The sequence below is a fragment of the Akkermansia biwaensis genome (genome assembly GCF_026072915.1).
GTDB classification, from domain to species: Bacteria; Verrucomicrobiota; Verrucomicrobiia; order Verrucomicrobiales; family Akkermansiaceae; genus Akkermansia; species Akkermansia biwaensis.
This window is the reverse complement of the sequence record NZ_AP025943.1, coordinates 1,299,298-1,318,378: the sequence shown is the minus strand read 5'-3', so window position 1 is coordinate 1,318,378 and position 19,081 is coordinate 1,299,298. Positions and strand designations below refer to the sequence as shown.

Below are 19,081 nucleotides of genomic sequence, written 5' to 3'. Positions count from 1 at the left end.
CTGCTTGATTTTCTCCGGGCATATGCCAGCATGCAGAGTTCACCTGCCTCTCCATCCATGCCTGTTTCCACCAATAAAACACCCGCAATAAAAAATGCCATCCTGTTCGGCAACGGGCTGATGCGCACCCTGGGAAGCCCCAGCAGCCCGGACCTCCTCAAACAGACCATTTGCAGCAGGCCCTGCGGAGAATGCGCAGGCTCCTATTGCCCTTTCACCGAGGAAAAAGACTGCCTCCCTTTTCCTCTGATCTATGAATACCTGATCTTGAAAGAGCAAAAACAATATCAGGAAAAGAACATGCGCGCCATCTCCGCCATGATGCGTGAAAAACTTAAAAAACAATTGGAACGGTTCACTCCGCAGAACCATCCGGAATCCGTCCTGCACGCCCTCGCGGACCTCCGGGCGGATGATTACCTGACCACCAACTATGATACCTTCCTGCACCGGATTCTGGAATTGAGGGATTATGAACAAGCAGCCAGCCAGAATTCGGAAACCAAATACAGCATCCGGCGTCATGTTCTCATGAGGAAACAGGAGACTTCACATTCATGCCGCCTCTGGAACATCCACGGCACCTACAATGACAGGCCGGATTCCTTCACTATCCAATATGGGTACGAGCATTATTGCGGATGCATCGGGAAAATCGACAATTATTTAAAAGGCACATACACCTATCAATTGCGCAAAAAGGAAATCTCCATTCCGCCCATGTATAAAAAATTACAGGATGACAAGCTTCGGAAAGGAGAATCATGGATTGATCTCTTCTTTTTCTCCAATGTCCATATCCTGGGCCTGAACCTTTCCCCGGAAGAAATAGACCTACTGTATATCCTGAATCTCAGGTCACGATGGCTGCGCGACCCGAAAATCAAAAACCGCATTCGGAACCGCATCGTCTTTTACGGGCAGCCGACCAATGCTGTGAAAGCCCTGCTGAAACAATTCAGTGTAGAAGTCCGTTCCTCTTCTCCCAAACCCCCTGGCAAAAACGCGGAGAAACAGGCATATGAAAATTATTACAAACGTGTTCTAAAAGTCATTAAATCCGGAATGCAGCAATCCGAAAATTGACCTTCCCACAGTTAAATCATCCCCTGTCCTCTTCATCAAACCGCTCCCGCAGCTTCAGTATCTTGTTTCCGGTCATCCTGTAAACTGGCTTGTAAAGGTATTTTTTCAGCACCGCCAGCGGAGTTCTGCCGGGAAGAGGGCCGCAGAGTAGCCCGGCGTCCCGCATGACCCGTTCATAGCGCTCCCCTTCGTAGCGCCAATTATACCGCCAGGGCTTGTGAACGCCCTGATAATGAAGAATTCCGGGCTCCAGGGCGGCTTCCACCGCCTGGCGCGGCGTCACACCTCGCCAGAACTTCTCTGCGGGATCATTTTTCAAAATGCGGCGCGTCAGCCCGTCATGCCAGTTCCACCGGGGATGCAGGGGAGCCGTCAATTCGCACAAAGCGCCGTTCAGGGCGTCCTGGTCCGGGCAGGTAAGCCTGTCCCTGTAGCTGACGGCATAATCCAGCACGGCGCGCACCAGCCCCTTCTGCCGGAAAACATCCACATCCATCAGCAGCACTCCGGAATTGAAATACCCCGTGCAGCTCAGCGGCATGTCCAGCCGTTCGTTGAAATGGGAACCGGGCTTTGAAAAATTCTCAAACACCACTCCAACCGCCCTTCCGGCCAGATCCGTGCGGAAAAGCTCCGTCAAATCCCGGCAAACCAGAACATCAATATCCAGATAAAGGACATTGCCCTTTTCCTCCTTCAGCAGCTCCGGGATAAATACGCGTCCCCAGGCGGGTACGGGCCACTGTTGAGTATGGGGAAAATCGTGCTCCTCCAGGATATTGGAAATCTCAATAAACTCCAGCCGGCAGTCGAACGGAGCCGCCAGCTCTTCCAGCTTGCTGCGGTTTCCGGCATCAATGCCGTCGGAAAGTATGTAAACCTTGTAAAAAGTGTCCGGCCCCGCCGTGTTCAACAAAGAAAAAACCGTGACGCTCAAGGGCAATATCCCCCGGTTGTCACTGGCAAGGACGACGGCGAATTCATTCTTTTTCATCGGAGGAAGCGGGTAGGATCAATGGCGGAACAGCTGAGGCACTCTCTTGCGCATCTTCTTCCAATAATAGGAAAAGCCCAGTTCGGACTTTCCGGCCAGCCAGGATTTCAGCAATTTGGCTTCCCTGGCGGTCAGGCGGCCGTCATCCTCCTGCGGGCGATACAGGCCCTCTTCACGGAGCACGCGGCACACTGTCCGGGTAACGTCCTTCTGTTCGGAATGAGGCGCATACTTGCGTACATTGCGCACGCTCATCACCAGCATCTTCAGAAAAGCCGTCCTGTACTCCTCAATAAGTCCATCCTCCTTCCACGCTTCCAGAATCAGCAAGGCCACTTTTACGTAATCCAGGGATTTCAGGGAATAGCCGGAGGTGAATTCCTCCGTAATGGAACCTGCCCGTTTGCGGTACACGTACAACGGTTCACGGACAATGGAGGCGCGCTTGCAGAAAGGATACGTCACGTAATGGAAATACATGTCTTCACAGACCAGCCCTCCAGGGAACCGCCTCCCGCACGCCTCCACCACGGAACGGCGTATCATCAGACCGTTGGTTCCATGATGAACCTTTCCGATCGTATCCGGAGTACAGAAAATCCAGCTTTTGTCCGCGTCCGTCCCGCTTCCCGGTAGAAAGAAATCCTCCCGGTCCGGTTCATCCTCGTAATAATAGCGGTAGCCACAAACAAGGCGGTCCGCATGGCAGGCGCATGCCGTCTCATACATGCGCTCCAGGGCGTCCACCTCCAGCCAGTCGTCCGAATCCACCATCATGAGAAACTCCCCTCCGGCATGTTTCATGAGAAGATTCCGCGTCCGGGAAATGCCGCCGTTCACAGGAGCGCTGACAAGCCTGATGCGGGAATCCTTTGCCATCCACTCCTTCACAATGGATGCGGACTCATCCGTAGAGGCATCATCCGCGCAAATAATTTCCAGGTCTTTCAGCGTCTGGCTGCAAATACTTTGAAGGCACGCTCCCACATAAGGAGCCACATTGTAAACGGGTATCAGAACAGATATTTTGGCAGGCCGGTCCATGGTCAACTTTTCATAAGAATATAAGGATTATCCATGTAAATAGGGTTCCAGGGAAGCCCACACCTGGTCCACCGTGATTTCCTCAATGCCTCCCGGGGAAATCAGGTTCGTGATGCGTCGGGCCGTGATGGCGGACTTGCGCGTCCGGTGGCAGAAAAGGGCTGTTACGGGTACGCCGGAATAGGCGCACATGTGCGTCGGGCCCGTATCATTGCCCACGCAGGCCAGGGAGCGCAACGCCATCTGAGGAATATCCATCAGGGAAGACTTGCCCAGAAAACTGACAGCCAGCGGAGAACAGGAGGCAATGGCCTCCACTTCCACGGCTTCCGCCCTCGTGCCGATCACTACGGATGCTATGCTTCGCTCCGCCAGGCGCCGCGCCAGGGAGCAGAAATTCTCAACCGGCCAGCGTTTGTAGGGATGGGAGGGGGAACAACCCGGAATCATCAGCACATAACGTTCCGGAAGCTCGTCAAAATGCCGGCCCTCCCCGTGCATGAAGGACAAATCCGTTAGGACGCGCTCCAGCCGATACGGCGTCCTTTCCACCCTTCCAAGCCGGAAGCTATTTTTTTTCAACAACCTGCGGCGTTCACCGGAATTGCAGGCCACCCAGTCCATATCGCGGTTAAGTAGAAAGCGGACGGCCGGATAATAGCGCTTCCTGGTGCGGGAGGATTCCTGAAGGTCATATACTACATCAAAATTGCCTTCCACAATGGAACGGATGGCCGCCCAGGTGGTGCCTAGCTTCCAGTATGGAACCCGGTCATCCACGATGAAATCGTCAAACACGCCCAGCTGCCTCGCCATCGGAACGAACATCCCCATCGTCATCAGGCTGATATGGGCATCCGGATGCAGCTCCCGGAGGCGCTTCATCGTTCCCATGGCCAGCACCACGTCGCCCAGAGCTCCGTGCTTGATGATCAAAATGCGCTGTGCAGACATGAATAAAAACAATCCGGGGTTAAACGTAGCTGTCCTCCCGGTCCAGATACTTCTGCACATACTGCCGTACGCCGTCTTCCAGGGAAGTCATGGGCGCCAAGTATCCGGCGGCGCGCAGCCGGGAAAGGTCGGCCTGCGTGTAATACTGGTATTTGCCCTTGAGTTCCTCAGGCATTTCCCGGTAACCGATTTTTTCCTGAAGGCCCAGGGCATTGAACGCCGCCTTGGCCAGATCGTAAAACGAACGCGCCTCCCCGGAACCCACATTGAACAGGCCGCCCACTTCCGGATGGTCCAGCAGCCAGAGAACCACGTCTACGCAGTCCCCCACCCACACGAAATCCCGGAGCTGCCAGCCGTCCCTGTAATCGGGATGGTAGGACTTGAACAGCTTGACGGTCTCATTCACTTTTACCTGGGGGAAAATGTGGGCCACCACGCTCTTCTGGCCGCCCTTGTGGTACTCATTGGGGCCGTACACGTTGAAAAACTTGAGGCCGGCATACTGGGGAGGAACCGGACGCCCCTCCCGCACTTCCCTGGCCACCTTCCGATCAAACAGGGCCTTGCTCCATCCATAGGCGTTCAATGGCCGTAGCGCATTGACATGCTCCAGGGACGGATTGTCGTCAAACCCCATGGAACCGTCCCCGTAAGTGGCTGCCGAAGAGGCGTAAATAAACTGCTTCCCATACAGGGTGCAAAATTCCCACAAGTACCAGCTCAATGTAAAATTCGTCCGGATGATCAGATCCGCATCCGTTTCCGTCGTCGCGGAAATCGCGCCCATGTGAATGACGGCTTCGATTTCCTCCGCGTGCGTTTCCATGTAATCAAGCATGTCTTCCGGCGGCACCACCGCGCACAACTCCCGTTTGGCTATGTTTTTCCATTTGTCAGAGGAACCCAGCGTATCCACGACGACAATATCTTTTTTGCCGGCCTTCTCCAGGGCTGCGACAATATTTGATCCGATGAACCCGGCTCCGCCTGTGACAATGATCATAACAGAAAAATAGATAAAGAAGTTGTACCGCCTTCTTTTACCACAGTCTCCCTGTGCTAGGCAACTGCCATTTGAGATGTCCCGGAAGGCGACTTTTCAACAAATTTACGGTTCGGGTACTCCAACTCCTATCCCGACAAGATGGAAATCCATGGGAATGAGACCATATCAGCCTGCTTATCGTACTTTTGCCCCGGTCCCCGGACACACGCTTACACGCTGGGAAAGTTTTCAATGACCTGCTTGCCAAAAATTACCATTGACCGCGGATTTTAAATCCGTTACACACAAGAAACCTTCTTATGCTTCCCGACGTCTCCATTATCGTTCCCTGCTTTAATGTGGCCGCTTACATAGATATCTGCCTGGAAAGCCTGACCCGGCAAACTCTTCGCAACATAGAAATTATCTGCATCAATGACGGTTCCACGGACAACACATGGAACTGCCTACTCCGATGGCAGATGAAGGATGGCAGAATCATCCTTCTGAACCAGTCCAATGCAGGCGTTTCCGCCGCACGGAATGCGGGGCTGGATGCGGCGCGGGGACGTTACGTCGGCTTTGCAGACCCGGACGACTATGCGGACCCTGAAATGTACGGGCGCCTCCTTTCCGGAGCACTGGAACATGATGCGGACGTAGTGGAATGCGGAAATCATGTTTTTTCCGATACCACGGCGGAGCTGATCGCCTCCAGAAGAAGATCGCCCGCATGGAACTTTGAACCGGATGCCTCTCCTGCCAACTTCTTCCGGGATTCCGTCTGGGGAAAGATGGATATCTGCGTATGGAGCAAGCTGTTTCGAAGAAGTATGCTGGAAACGCACCGCCTCAGGTTCCACGCCGATCTGAAACGTGGAGGGGAAGACGAAACATTTCGCCTGACAGTCCTTCCTCATGCTTCACGCCTTCTGTTCATTCCGGACTGCCTGTATTATTACCGCCTGATGCGCCGGGGCTCCCTTTCCAGACACTGCGACGACATTACCCACGCCCAATGCGTGCAGGAATTCCGCAGGCTATTGTACATCGTGGACTACTGGAAGGAACACGGCTGGTTAAACGCCGGCCTGTTTGCCTACGGCGTGCGGAAGCTCAAGCCCTTTTTCATCTCCAAGCATCCGCTTTTCAACCGGATGACCTCTCCCCAGAAGCGGATCATTCTGGCATGGTGGCATGAATTCTACCGGCAGGCCGGAGGCGACATCTTCCTATCCACCCTTTCCGAACGGGACAGGCAGCTAGCCGACCTGCTCAATGCAGTTCCTCCTCCCCCCAACGGCTTCAGCCGCATTCTGCTGCTGGCGGGTTCCTGCCTTCCTGGGCAAAAAGGAAGGTACTATTCCTGCAAACGGATTCTTTCCACCCACCTTTCCGATGTCCCTCCTTTCTCAGGCCTCCCGGAAATTTCAGGGCAAAGGCCCGATTGACAATCCCTCACCTTCCCTATATAACGCAGCACATTAACTTGCCGCTTGATGAACCATTTTATTTCATTCGCAGACTCCCGCATGACGGACTCCCTGAACCGTCTGTGCCGTCAGGCGGAGGCCCTGGAGTTTTTCGATGAAATCACATCGTTCACGGAGCACGATCTTCTCCCGGAATTCACCAGCCGCATGGGAAAATACCTGATCCCCTCCTGCAAGGGATTCGGCTACTGGTCCTGGAAACCCTGGATCATCAGCCACGCCCTGCGGAAAATGAAGGAAGGGGACCGCCTCCTGTATCTGGATGCCGGCTGCCACATCAATCCGGAAGGCAGGAAACGCTTCCGGGAACACGTGGACATTCTGGACCGGCACAGCAACGGCATGCTGGTATTCTACAATGGACAGCCGGAATACAAATGGACCAAGGGGGATATCTTCCGCCATTTCTCCATCTCCCCGGAAAATACCCGCATCACACATACCCAGCAAATCGCGGCCGGACACGTCTTCATCAAAAAAACCCCATGGACGGTAGAATTGATCCGGGACTGGCTCCATATCTTCTACAACCATCTGAATCTGGTGGACAACTCCCCCTCCGTCTCTCCCAATCTGGAGGGCTTCGTGGAAAACCGGTATGACCAAAGCATTTTTTCCATCCTGTGCAAACTGCGTGGCATTACTCCGCTCGACTGTTCGGAAACCTACGCGGAAGATTGGAACCAGCTTGCCGCCTTCCCTTTCCAGGACCGGAGGGACATGGGGCTGCGGCCGCCCGGAAAAGGAAAGTGGATAAAAAAAATCAGGAACTTTTTCTCCTGCAAATCCAGCGGATTAGGAATCCGGAAATAATCCCCCGCCTCCTTCACATGCATGTAAGTCATGTGAACGGAAAATATTATAAAATGAAAGGCCGGAACGAACCAGGCACCTCATGCGCAAGCCTTGGCAGGCCCATCATTCTGTTCCACCTCAGGCACAGCCGTTTATATTGACTCCGGATTCCTAATCCACATAATCCCCATGTGCCTTTGCATCAATGTTCAAAAGTATTTCAGGTATCTCACAGCGTTTCATCCAGTTCCGCCCCTTATCGTCTGAACGATGCCCTGGCCAGAAATATCTCCGGCCTGGAATCCGTCCTGCTGCTGAGAAGAAAAAAAGAAATAAAAGGCATTGAAATCAAACGGTCCGCCCCAAGAAGAACGGCGGACGCCCTGCGCCGCCATGCGGCGGATGCGGTTAAAAGCCTTTTTCCGGACAGAAGGAAGGACCTTCCCTTTTCCCTCAACGTGTTCGGCATGGGATTTGATCTGTCCCAAATGGAACAGGCCGACCTGATTCATCTGCACTGGATAGGGGGGCGGACGCTCGACTTCAGCAGGCTGGGCCGGATCCGCCGCCCGCTGGTCCATACCCTGCACGACTTGTTCGCCTGTACGGCGGGATGCCATTGCCCGCTGGAATGTACGGGATTTCATGAAGGATGCCGCGGCAAATGCCCGCAACTGGGAACTCCCCGTCTGTTTCCGGGCCTGCCTGCATGGCTGTTTGACCGGAAGAAAAAAGCATTCGGCAGCATCCGTTCCCTGACTCTTGTAACCCCCTCCCGGTGGCTCAGGCAGCAAGTGGAAAAAAGCTGCATGTTTCCCGGCAGGCGCATCGTACAAATCTACAACCCCGTGGATACGGAGATCTTCCATCCGGCAGAGGACAGGCAGGCCAAAAGGAAGCAAATGGGCATCAATCCGGAAGCCTTCGTCATTGCGTGCGGCGCTACGGGCCTGTTCAATCCTGTCAAAGGCGGCCGCTTTATTCCTCTCATCCTGGACGAACTGCACCGCCGCGGCCACAGGAACATCCACTTGATCCTCTTTGGCTCCCAGGAAAAATCACCGAACTTTCCGTACGCCTGCACCAGCATGGGATTCATTACAGACGCCCGTGAACTGGCGGCCCTTTACAGCACGGCAGATATTTTCCTGAATCCCAGCCTTCAGGACGTACTTCCCAACGTCGCTCTGGAATCCATATCCTGTAAAACGCCATCCGTTACATTCCGGACAGGAGGAATTCCGGAAGTGGTGCTGGACGGCCTCACCGGCCTCATTGCAGACCAGGGCGACGTCCGGGCCATGGCCAATCATTGCGAACGGCTGATGCTGGACAGAAAACTGCTCCATTCCCTTGCGGAAGAAGGCCGGAAACACGCGGAACGGGTATTCTCCTATTCCGTTATTGCCGAACGGCACGCCAAACTATACGAAGAAACGCTCCGGGAATTCCATGCACGAAAAACGGAAAACAACTAGCCGTGCCTTGCATTTCCTGCGGAAAGGGGAATATCCCTTTGGAATTGACAACAAAAGGCATCCTTCTAAACTCGTTCGTCCTGTCCTTCCATGAAAACGCTTAAAATTTCCTTTTTACAATCCACTCCGGACTTCGGAAAGGAAAGTTTCCGGCGGCTTCTTCAGGACCGGTACCACGTGGAGGAAAATGATTCCGACTTCGATTACCTGGTCGCCACGCCGTGGTTCTACGTCAATCGTGAAGCATTCTACGACTTTCTGGAACGCGCACCGGGCCATGTCACCATCATGTACGGCTGTCATGAAGCCATTGCACCCGACTTCATGCTGTTTGACTACTATATAGGAGTGGATGCCATCCCCTACTATGACCGTACCGTGAAACTCCCCAGCCTGCGGCCCCACCTGCAGGAAGTGCACGGGGCCAAGGAAGGGCTGAATGCGGAAAATCTCCTCGCCGCCAAAACGGGGTTCTGCAACTTCATTTACGCCAACCGCAAATCCCATCCCAACCGGGACGCCATGTTCCACAAGCTTTCCGGTTATAAATTCGTCAATTCCCTGGGAAGCCATCTCAACAACACGCCGGGAGACGGCCGCCGGGCGGAAGACTGGTACGCCTCATCCATTGAGATGAAAAAACCGTACAAATTCTCCATTGCCTTTGAGAATGCCTGGTATCCCGGCTACACGAGCGAGAAAATCGTCACCAGCATGCTTGCCGGCACCATCCCCATTTATTGGGGCAATCCGGACATCGGCAAGGAATTCAATACCCTTTCCTTCATCAACTGCCATGAATTTGCTACACTGGACGACGCTGTGGCCTACGTGAAAAAGGTGGATGAAAATGATGATCTTTGGTGTGAAATCATGTCCCGCCCCTGGAAAACGCCGGAACAGGAAACCCTGTTTCTGGAAGAAACGGCCCGGGAGACGGAAAAACTCTACAGGATTTTTGACCGGCCTCCGGAAGAAGCGCACCGCAAAGGGGACGGCACCTGGATATCCTACTACCAGCGTTTTCTGAAACGCGGCCACAAGGGCCGGCTGGCGTGGCACAGTCTGAAATCCCGTCGCCGGAAATAACGACCACGGTATCCCACACGGACACTCCGCGTACAAGTCTTTTATTCCTTCCTGCCATCTCTCTCGCTTCCCCTCTTCATCCCTATCTGCAAATACCTTTCTGAAAACTTTTGTTCCCCTTTTTCCCGGCAAGGCCGGGGCCCCTTCGCGGGACATACTTTCCGCCCACTGATGCCCTGCGGCACCAGGAAAACGGCCGCCAGCGCCATTGACCGGCTTTTCCCGGAATGGGAGAACACGGCATCCAACCGACCTGCCGCCATTCGTGGGAAAACGGCGGACCCTTTGACATTGACAAGGCAGGTGCTCCCCCTACACTACGGGCACGAAGGCGCTCCGCAGCTTCCCCGCATTCCGGAAATGCGGCACCTTTCCCGCCCCTTTCTTCAACACCAGCTTCATATGCAGGATTCCAGCAGCCCCATACGCATCAAGGTCATCAGAAAATCCACCAAGGCCTCTCCCGACGAGACGGACTCTCTGCTTTGGGACGGTTGCCTGTTCTGCACGGATGCCGCCATGACGGACTACGACTGGGTGCTGGTGTACGACGAATTCCCCAGGCACGACATCGGCACCATCAGGAATGAAACGGAACCCCTGCTCTGCCCGCCGGACCAAACCATCCTGATCACGGTGGAACCGCCATCCATCAAAATATACAGCCGTGCATACACGCACCAGTTCGGTACCGTCCTGACCACGCATTCCCCGACAGACCTTCCCCACCCCAACCACACGCTGGGCCGTGGTTGCCTGGAATGGCTGTACATCAAACCCATGCAGGAAATCCTGGACCAAAAGGAATTTCCCAAGACCAAAATGCTTTCCACCATCTGCTCCGCCAAGCAGCATACGCACACGATGCATAAAATGCGCTACGACCTCACGCGCTACCTGGCGGACAGACTGCCGGAACTGGACTGGTTCGGGCACGGCATCCGGGAAATAGACAACAAAACCGTCGCCATGGACGACTACAAGTACCATCTGTGCGTGGAAAACCATCTGGAACCCCACCACTGGACGGAAAAGCTTGCGGACGCCTTTGTCGCCATGACCCTCCCCTTCTATGCCGGGGATCCGCTTGCCACGGAATGCTTCCCGCCGGAAAGTTTCATCCCCGTCCCCATGGACGATCCCGGGAAAGCCTTTGAAATCATCCGCAAATCCATGGACGACGGCGAATATGAAAAACGCCTCCCCGCCATCCGGGAAGCACGCCGCCTGGTTCTGGAAAAATACAACATGTTTGCCCAGACGGCCGCAGTCATCCGCAACCATCGCGGAACGGGAATCGTCCGGCCCGGCGCCATTCTGAAAGGGCGCCACGTCCTGCGGAAAAACCCGGTCAATGCTGTCCGGGAATTGATCGACACGCTGGCCTATAAAATCCGGTCCCGCAAAAAACGTAAAACCGGAACCCCGGCATAACCCGGATTCCGGCTGTAACTTTTACGAAAAGCCTTGCTCCTTTACCAATAAAGAGAGCTGCTGGCGGGCATTCGGGAAATTGCCTTGCGGCAGGCGGAGCGCGCCGCCTCGGAACGGTGGTAGGACTCCCCGGGGGAACTTTCTCCCTGGTATTCCGCCAGCTTTTTGCCATTTAAATCATGCACGGTGACCGTGACCTTGGTCTTGTATCCCGGCCGTGTGTCAGGCCCCGGAGTAGAGACAAAATAAAGGCCCTTGCGGATCAGGGTATGTTCTTCCGCCGTTTTGTTGACGGCAACGACAGCCCCGTAATCCCCCTCTCCGGGATACATGACCCGGAATCCCTTGGCGGACAGGCCGGCCGTGGCCGTACCCCTCATGTCCCAGTCGGAGCACTGGACGCTGATATTGTGGTATGTGGCGCGGCGTTCGGCAGCGGCACGCTGGTTTTCCTCCATTTCCTTGGAAAACTGCGCCCATTCCTCCGCCGTACAGCCTGCCAGTAAAACCAGCATGCCGGCGGTACACCACCTGGTCCATTTCCCATATCTCATCGTCTTAAAATGTCCGGCTCTCCTGCGGCCTGAAACATGTTTCAGGCCGTTTTCATACGGAACACCGTGAATGAACCAGAAAAACATCAGTCGGACTTGCGGGAGCCGTGCTTCTTGGCTTCCCGTTCCTCTTCCTTCTGCTTCTTCAGGTCTTCCTTCATCTTGGCCTTCTCTTCCGCATCCAGCTTGCCGTCCTTGTTGGTATCATACTTTTCCAGCATGGCGGCCTTCTTCTCTGCGGAGGTCATCTTCTTGGGAGCGTCTTCAGCAGCCATGGACGGCAGCGCAAACATGGCGGCAGCGGCAATAAACAAATACTTTTTCATGATAAAATAAAAGGTTTTTATAACTCCTCCCGTTCTACTCCCGGACTGCGCCCTTGTCTCTCTTTTTCTTGCAAAAAAACGGGAAATCCCTGCCATACTCCCCTGCTTATGCATACCCTACCCCTTGCCGAACGGGAAAAACAGGGGAATCACAACGATCATTACCAGCCCCATGATCACCTGGAGCGGCACGCCGACCTTCACGTAATCCATGAACGTGTACTTGCCCACCGGCATCACCAGGGCATTGGGAGGCGTGGAAAAGGGAGAGGCGAAACACATGCTGGTGCCCACGGAAACCGCCAGCAGCAGCGGATAGGGGCTGATTCCCATGCTCACGGCGGACTGCACGGCAATGGGCGCCAGAAGCACCGCCGTAGCCGTATTGCTGATGAACATGGTCAGCAAAGACGCCGTGAAATAAATGCCGGCAAGTAGGGCCATGGAGCCGAACCCTCCCAGCCCCGCCACCAGGCCGTGGGAAATGGCTTCCGACGCCCCCGTCTTTTCCAGCGCCAGGGACATGGGCAGCATGGCCGCAATAAGCACGATGCTTTCCCAGTTGATCGTCTTGTACGCTTCCTGCACGTTGCGCAGGCAGCCGCACAACACCATGAGCACGGCGGCAATCAGTACGGCGGCCACGGCCGGAACCCAGTTGAACACCATCGCGACGATCATCAGGATCATGATTCCGGCGGCCAGGGGAGCCTTGTGCGTCAGCGTCACCTTGGAAGCCTCCGCCAGGGGCTGGCCCACCACCACCCATTCAAACGTCTTTTCGCTCAGTCGCGCGATGTCCGCCCACGTTCCCTGAATGAGAAGCGTATCCCCATATTGGAGCTTCACGTCCTTCAAATTGTGGAACAGGTAATGATTGTCCCTCTGGATGGCCAGAATGTTGACGCCGTACTTGGCACGGAGCCCGGAAGACTTGACCGGGGTATTGATCAAGTCGGAATTGCGCATCAGCAGCATCTCCGCAATGCCGATTTCGTCAAACTTCAACTTGCTCCTGAGCATGGAATCCGTATCTTCCGGCGTCTTCCGGTTGATCATCACGGCTCCGAAATCCCGCGCGAAACGGTCCACGTCCTCAAACTCTCCCATCACGTAAATCACATCCGCCTTCTTCACCCGCGTATCGGACCCCGCCATGGTCTGGCTGACCGTCTGCAGAAAGGAATGGCGGCCGGAATGCCTGCGGCGCACCTCCACAATGTTCACATGGTAGCGGTCCGGAATGTGCAAGTCGTGCAGGGGATGTTCCGTTAACTCGGAATCCTCCAGCACGCGCAGCCGGTACAGGTTGCCGATGATCTGGTATTCGTCTATCAACTGGCTCAGGGACTTTCCCTTGGCCTCGTATTGCGGTTCCTCCCCGCGTTCGCCCAGAAACTTCCTGCTCAGGGGAATCAGGACCAGAACGCCCGTGACAATGCACACGATGCCGATGGGAGTGAAAGAGAAAAAGCCCAGCCCTTCCAGTCCGGCTTCCTGAAGCTGGTTGTTCACCACAAGGTTGGGCGGCGTGCCGATCAGCGTCAGCATGCCCCCCATGCTGCTGGCGAAGGCCATGGGCATCAGAAGGCGGCGCGTCTGAATCCCGCCGTCCGCCGCCAGGCTCACAAGAATGGGCAGCATCAGCGCCACCGTGCCCGTATTGCTGACAAACGCGCCTATCCCGGCCGTCACGAGCATCGTCAACACCAGCAGGCGCAATTCGCTTTTTCCGGCCATCTTCACGATCCTGCCGCCTATCATTTTGGCAAGCCCCGTCCTGAAAATGGCGCCGCCCACCACAAAAAGCCCCACCATCATCACAACGATGGAGTTGGAAAAGCCGGAAAGCGCCTGCTCCGGGCCAAGAATGCCGAATACCATCAGACACAACAGGGAACACAACGCGACAATATCCGAACGAATCCTCCCCTGGACAAACAAAATGGCGGAGACTCCCAGAATAATCAGTGTGGTTAACATATCAAATCAATACAGCAGTTGGAAAAGGGAGCCTTTTCTAACATATCCGGCCCCTCCTTGTCGACCAGCCCAGAAGTCATCCATGCGGCATACTCACGGGCCTTCCGCCGGAACCGCAACGGTTTTTCACTGCGGCAAGCTCAAGCCGTGACGTCTTTTAATAATCAAATTGGACAACCGGTCCCGCAGCCGGTCAGCCACACTCTTCATGAGCTGGGTTTTGATGTGCGCCAGAAGCTCTTCTGTATTAAACGGCTTGGTGACATAATCATCCGCTCCGGTCTCCGGAAACTTCATTCCTTGCCGTGAGCATGATGATGGGAACAGCCGCCGTATGGGGAGGTGGACCTGAGTGTGCGGCAGCATGATATCCAGTAAAATAAGACCGGGAGTCCGGCTCAGCGCCGCTTCCAATCCGCTTACGCCTGAATTTTCAACGCGTACGTGGCAGTACCCGTGGTAAGAAAGAAAGAGCTTGAGTATTTTCACAATGTCAAAGTCATCTTCAACAATCAAGATTCAATCCTTATTCATCCTGCTTGCGCGGTTGGTCTGTGATTCATGGGTAGTAGGGAAAGGCCGCCGCAACATGAAAGGCAGGCAAGCGGGCATTCATCTTCCCGGCTAGCCAGCGGCGATAATTGGCGCGGCTGTTGTCCATGTGAGCGCGTTCCGGGGCGCGATGTCCAGAATGGCAAATCCTTCTTCTACCAGGGTATAAGCGCCGCTTTCCCGCGCGTAGTTGTCTCAAAAATCCAGCCTATCCTTCATGTACTGCTTGCCACGCAAAAATTTCCTCCCTGCTCTTTCCCCGGCAAGAACCTTTACCTTCTTGGCGTCCACCTGCTCCCTATTGGCGGCCTTTTCCAGCTTTTCAGCAATCAAACGGACCTTGGCTTCATTCTCCCTTCCTACAGCCATTTTACTTTTCCCTGAAGGAATAACAGAAGAAATAATAGCTATTTTTGTCGTCTTGCGGATCTGCTTCCCTGCAACACTAAAAAGGGCAATCCAGAATTTTTACATTTGATCATCCACCCCTGTTTAATAGTGTTTTTTGATGATGCACACTTGTAGAAAATGGAAATGTACACTTGAGTATACACTTGGTTCATGCGTACTCATGATAGCTCATGCAAGCAAGAAATGAAAAACCCTTGAAGAATCAAGGGCTGTGAGCAAGTATGAAAGTGATAAAGTGGTGGGTAGAGAAGGATTCGAACCTTCGAAAGCGAATGCTAACAGATTTACAGTCTGCCCCCTTTGACCGCTCGGGAATCTACCCACTTGAAGTGATGTGGGCCGAATGTATAGACTTCCCCCGCGCTTGGCAAGTTTTTTTTCAGTTAAGCCGTATCCGGATGGAACAAAAGCTCATTGCCCCTCCTACAAGTCAGCCACATATACCGGAGCGCGGCTGTCCACGGAGTCCGTCTCCAGTTGTTCAAGCTGGGGGAAAATATTTTCCATGCTCTCCCATACGGCGGGGATGATCTTGATCCCGGTTCCAAAGCGAGCGGCAATCATCAAGGCGTCGGACGGACGGGCGTCCAGTTCCACCAGCTTCTCCATGACTTCATTGACGGCTTCCACCGCCACCCGGGCATAAAAGACTTCATCCTTCCTTCCGTTAATCAGCACCAGTCTTACCCGGCATTCCATGGCGGAGAGCAGGTGCGCCAGCAGGGAGGAAGTGTCCGGCCGGGTCGGGCGTTCGCCCTTCAGCACCTGTTCCAGAGCCATGCCGTCCGGCAGCTCCATGAAAATGACGCCTACCTTGCCGGTAAGCGGATCACGCAGGCATACCCCCGCGCCTGCCCGCGTATAGAGCAGCGCATAAGGTTCCACGGTAATCAGCTTTTCTTCCGGCATGGCAGGCAAAAGTTCGGGAATTAAAAACCGGGATTGATGACCCGTTCCGTATAGCGGGTAGCCACCTTCACATATTTTTCCGCCCACTTGCGGTTGTTGGCCTGGGATTCCGGCCCCAGGTCCTTGACTACCTTGGCGGGGGAGCCCAGCACCAGGGAATTGGGAGGAATAATCGTGCCCTTAGTTACGAGGGAATTGGCGCCGACGACGGATCCGCGGCCGATAACCGCGCCGTCCAGAATGGTGGACCCCATGCCGATGAGGCACTCGTCTTCTACCGTGCAGGCATGCAGAATCACGCCGTGGCCCACGGTCACGTAATTGCCCACATAGCAGCCGTAATCGTCCGCCAGGTGAATACAGCTATTGTCCTGAATGTTGGAATAGTCTCCAATGACAATCTTGTTGATATCTGCACGCAGGGTGGTGTGATACCAGATGCTGGCGTGCTCTCCAATGGTGACATCGCCGATCAGGTCGGCGCTGTTCGCCACAAAAGCGGTATCCGTCACTTTGGGCCAGAAGTTCGCGTAAGGTTCTCTTGCCATATGGGACATGTATTAGTTGAAGATAAGACAGCATTCCAGCTTAAAAACGTTCATTCCACGGATATGCCGCAACCCGGGACAAGAGAGGCCGGCGCTCCCTTCCCGGCGGAAACGGAGCGTGCCTTCCCCACTCCGGCAATCGTCCGGATCAACGTTCCTCCCTGATGCCTTTCTTACTGTTTTTCTCCCGCTTTTCCGCGTCTTTCCGCAACAGGGCGGCCTTCTTTTCATTCCCGCCCTTCTCATAATAGCCGGCAATCCTTTTCTGAATGGAGACTTCTTTCTTCACCTTGAAATAGTCGTCCGACTTCGTCCGGATATACCTGTTGTAGGAGGATTCCGCCTCCTTGGCCAGCTGAAGCACAGCGGCCTGGTCTTCCGAAATGTAGCGGTAATACTGCCCCATCAGGGCTTCAAACACTTCCGCACGCACGGCATAGTCCTTCATGGACTTCCGGTAAAGGGCCGCTACAGCCGCCTTGTCGCCTTTTTCCATCAGGATGTCCGCCTGCCGCTTGATGGCGGCGGAGGTCAGGTCGCTGCGGCCTTCGTCCGTTTCCTTTTCCAATTTTTTCAAGTCGCGGGCCACATTGCGCTTGTTGGTGGCGGCATCGCGCTGGGGGAAGATATATTCATCCTCCACGCGCGCGGCCATGGCCAGATAGTCCGGCCGGGAGCGGAATTTCCGCTTGATCAGGGTGGCCAGCCTGTCCCATTCCTCCAGCTTTGTCCCGCTTTCAGGCCGCGCCATCACTTCAATCAGCCGTTCCCAGCCCAGGGGGCTGCCCGGTGTGTTCTCCGTGGCGGCCTCCAGCATGACCCTGACGCACTCCGGTTTCTGCATTTCTTCAAACAGGTCCGCCAGGGAGAGGTAATCCAGCGTGGCGTCCAGCCTGGCGCCGTTCACTTTCCTGTCCATTCCCTGCAGAAGAGTGGATTCATGTTTGGACTTGCGGTTGTGCGGATGGGAGAAATGGCCGGTATTGTATCCATAGCCTCCGTAGGACTGCCAGGTATCGTCCGCCGTCAGCAGGTTCACCCAGGCATGCGCTCCGCGGTTGCCGTCGCCGGTAACGTATGCGGAGGGAATGCCGTTGCATTTGGCCGTGTTGACGGCAAAATAGGCCTGGTCCATGCAAATGCCGCCTTCATCCAGGATTTCCTGGAAGGAATAGGTATTGTACGGGTCTTTGCCCAGGGCGGCGCGGTCCATGCGGTAGCGGATCATGGAGTAGGCGCCTCCCCACCCCTTGCGCGTCAGGCGCACCTTTTTGCGCGCCCAGTCCATTTCCGACCGCGGAAGGCGGACATCCACGACGAACAGCAGCTCGGACGGGCTCAGCTTGGTAATGTCCGTCAGCAGTTCATGCTTCTCGTCCATTTCCATGAAATATTCGAATACCTGCTCCAGCGTCAGGGGCGTCGTGGAAATGTTGCCGGAAGAGGATGCCCGCAATTTGGACGGACTGGAGGCAATACCGGGGTGGAGCATGGCGCATGCCAGCGCCAGGGAGGAATATTTGCTGCGGGGCATGGCAGACGTTTTCATCCAGAATTCAGCCCATTTCCGCAGGATGCCGGCCCACTGTTCCTTGGGGGTCTGTTCTCGTGCCACCGTACGCAGAAAGAGCTTTACGGGATTGGATTCATCCGAGAAAAGCCACGGATAAAAATACCTGGGCGTGCTTTCCATGGTTTGCTCCCGGATGGTGTCCGGCCCCACCTTGCTGATGAGCTGGTACAGCTCGTTGGCGCGCATGAGCATGGGGCTTTGCTTATACATGGTTTCATCAAATTTGCCGAATTTGATGACCTTTACGGCATCCCTTTCCAGATTAGTGCGCAGAAATTCCGCATATAAATCATAACGGCTCGTTTCCAGGGCCAGGTCAAAGGCGTCCTTGAACAACTTCCGGTTGGCGGCATCATTGGCTTTCAGGCTGACGAGCAGCACGGGCTTCTTGAAAATCTCCAGGCGGGGGTCCTCTTCCTGGACGATGGGCTCCTCTTTGGGCTCCACCGGAACCGGCTTCACTTCCTCCGGCTCCTTCTGCTGTTTTTTGGCGGCCTCTTCGGCGGCTCGGCGTTCCGCCTCCAGCCGGGCCTTTCTCTCAGCCTCCGCACGGGCGCGGGCTTCCGCCTCCTTCCGGGCAGCTTTGGCTTCTTGGGCTGCGGCTTCGCGCGCACGCTCGGCCTGGGCCTCCGCTTCTTTTCTAGCAGCCAATTCTGCTGTTTCCGCTTTTCTTTGTTCGGAAACGCGGTAGTACACCATGCCTCCGCCTACCAGTGCCAGTATCACGACAATCGCCATAATTAATCCGCCCGAGGATGATTTTTTACGTTTCGGCGGAGGCGGATTCCAGGAATGGGGAATATTCATAAGGCAGTTTAAGAAATTAAAGCAATTCAGGTAAATTAACAATTTGGAAGGAGCCGCAGCACC

General features: G+C 54.9%; 18 protein-coding genes and 1 tRNA gene. 6 read left to right on the top strand and 13 right to left on the bottom strand.

The annotated features are described in order from the left end of the window. Window positions 1–30 precede the first annotated feature (30 nt). The gene (locus OQH67_RS05380) at window positions 31–1,086 is read left to right on the top strand and encodes an SIR2 family protein (protein WP_215435529.1); all 1,056 of its coding nucleotides are present in this window, start codon (window positions 31–33) and stop codon (window positions 1,084–1,086) included. A gap of 16 nt (window positions 1,087–1,102) precedes the next feature. Here the strand turns inward: OQH67_RS05380 and OQH67_RS05375 are convergent, their stop codons facing one another. The 4 genes from OQH67_RS05375 to rfaD are packed head-to-tail and all read right to left on the bottom strand — an operon-like array spanning window position 1,103 to window position 5,084. Next, on the bottom strand, window positions 1,103–2,080 hold the full coding sequence (locus OQH67_RS05375; RefSeq protein ID WP_215435530.1) for a glycosyltransferase family 8 protein: 978 nt from the start codon (window positions 2,078–2,080) through the stop codon (window positions 1,103–1,105). Window positions 2,081–2,098: 18 nt separating this feature from the next. Continuing rightward, entirely contained in the window at window positions 2,099–3,124 is a 1,026-nt protein-coding gene (locus tag OQH67_RS05370; RefSeq protein ID WP_215435531.1) for a glycosyltransferase family 2 protein, read from the bottom strand. Between the two features lie 27 nt (window positions 3,125–3,151). Then, on the bottom strand, window positions 3,152–4,078 hold the full coding sequence (locus OQH67_RS05365) for a glycosyltransferase family 9 protein (RefSeq protein WP_215435532.1): 927 nt from the start codon (window positions 4,076–4,078) through the stop codon (window positions 3,152–3,154). Window positions 4,079–4,097: 19 nt separating this feature from the next. Beyond that, window positions 4,098–5,084: an ADP-glyceromanno-heptose 6-epimerase gene (rfaD, locus tag OQH67_RS05360; protein ID WP_215435533.1), complete on the bottom strand. Its 987-nt coding sequence runs from the start codon at window positions 5,082–5,084 to the stop codon at window positions 4,098–4,100. A 302-nt stretch (window positions 5,085–5,386) separates the two neighbouring features. On the opposite strand from rfaD, the gene OQH67_RS05355 reads away from it, so the two are divergent. From OQH67_RS05355 to OQH67_RS05335, 5 genes are all read left to right on the top strand, one after another. After that, the gene (locus tag OQH67_RS05355; protein ID WP_215435534.1) at window positions 5,387–6,517 is read left to right on the top strand and encodes a glycosyltransferase; all 1,131 of its coding nucleotides are present in this window, start codon (window positions 5,387–5,389) and stop codon (window positions 6,515–6,517) included. Window positions 6,518–6,598: 81 nt separating this feature from the next. Further along, on the top strand, window positions 6,599–7,372 hold the full coding sequence (locus OQH67_RS05350; protein WP_265145678.1) for a hypothetical protein: 774 nt from the start codon (window positions 6,599–6,601) through the stop codon (window positions 7,370–7,372). Window positions 7,373–7,545: 173 nt separating this feature from the next. Then, on the top strand, window positions 7,546–8,832 hold the full coding sequence (locus tag OQH67_RS05345) for a glycosyltransferase (RefSeq protein ID WP_215435536.1): 1,287 nt from the start codon (window positions 7,546–7,548) through the stop codon (window positions 8,830–8,832). Between the two features lie 90 nt (window positions 8,833–8,922). Further along, window positions 8,923–9,921: a glycosyltransferase family 10 domain-containing protein gene (locus tag OQH67_RS05340; RefSeq protein ID WP_215435537.1), complete on the top strand. Its 999-nt coding sequence runs from the start codon at window positions 8,923–8,925 to the stop codon at window positions 9,919–9,921. A gap of 171 nt (window positions 9,922–10,092) precedes the next feature. Next, window positions 10,093–11,355 (top strand): glycosyltransferase family 10 domain-containing protein, encoded by a 1,263-nt coding sequence (locus OQH67_RS05335; protein WP_215435538.1) that lies wholly within the window; start codon window positions 10,093–10,095, stop codon window positions 11,353–11,355. 41 nt (window positions 11,356–11,396) lie between these two features. On the opposite strand, the gene OQH67_RS05330 is transcribed toward OQH67_RS05335, so the two are convergent. From OQH67_RS05330 to OQH67_RS05290, 9 genes are all read right to left on the bottom strand, one after another. Continuing rightward, entirely contained in the window at window positions 11,397–11,870 is a 474-nt protein-coding gene (locus OQH67_RS05330) for a hypothetical protein (RefSeq protein ID WP_215458900.1), read from the bottom strand. 125 nt (window positions 11,871–11,995) lie between these two features. After that, window positions 11,996–12,235 (bottom strand): hypothetical protein, encoded by a 240-nt coding sequence (locus tag OQH67_RS05325; protein WP_067569421.1) that lies wholly within the window; start codon window positions 12,233–12,235, stop codon window positions 11,996–11,998. 117 nt (window positions 12,236–12,352) lie between these two features. Continuing rightward, complete coding sequence (locus OQH67_RS05320; RefSeq protein WP_215711651.1) at window positions 12,353–14,218, bottom strand: SLC13 family permease; 1,866 nt, start codon at window positions 14,216–14,218, stop codon at window positions 12,353–12,355. Window positions 14,219–14,344: 126 nt separating this feature from the next. Beyond that, window positions 14,345–14,734: a response regulator transcription factor gene (locus OQH67_RS05315; protein ID WP_215435541.1), complete on the bottom strand. Its 390-nt coding sequence runs from the start codon at window positions 14,732–14,734 to the stop codon at window positions 14,345–14,347. Window positions 14,735–14,965: 231 nt separating this feature from the next. Next, on the bottom strand, window positions 14,966–15,139 hold the full coding sequence (locus tag OQH67_RS05310) for a hypothetical protein (protein WP_215435542.1): 174 nt from the start codon (window positions 15,137–15,139) through the stop codon (window positions 14,966–14,968). A 278-nt stretch (window positions 15,140–15,417) separates the two neighbouring features. Beyond that, window positions 15,418–15,503, bottom strand: a tRNA-Tyr gene (locus OQH67_RS05305). 101 nt (window positions 15,504–15,604) lie between these two features. After that, entirely contained in the window at window positions 15,605–16,090 is a 486-nt protein-coding gene (locus tag OQH67_RS05300) for a bifunctional nuclease family protein (protein ID WP_215435543.1), read from the bottom strand. 20 nt (window positions 16,091–16,110) lie between these two features. Further along, window positions 16,111–16,647, bottom strand: coding sequence for a gamma carbonic anhydrase family protein (locus tag OQH67_RS05295; protein WP_215435544.1), 537 nt, complete (start codon window positions 16,645–16,647; stop codon window positions 16,111–16,113). 139 nt (window positions 16,648–16,786) lie between these two features. Further along, window positions 16,787–18,949 (bottom strand): transglutaminase-like domain-containing protein, encoded by a 2,163-nt coding sequence (locus OQH67_RS05290; RefSeq protein ID WP_215435545.1) that lies wholly within the window; start codon window positions 18,947–18,949, stop codon window positions 16,787–16,789. Between the last annotated feature and the right edge of the window lie 132 nt (window positions 18,950–19,081).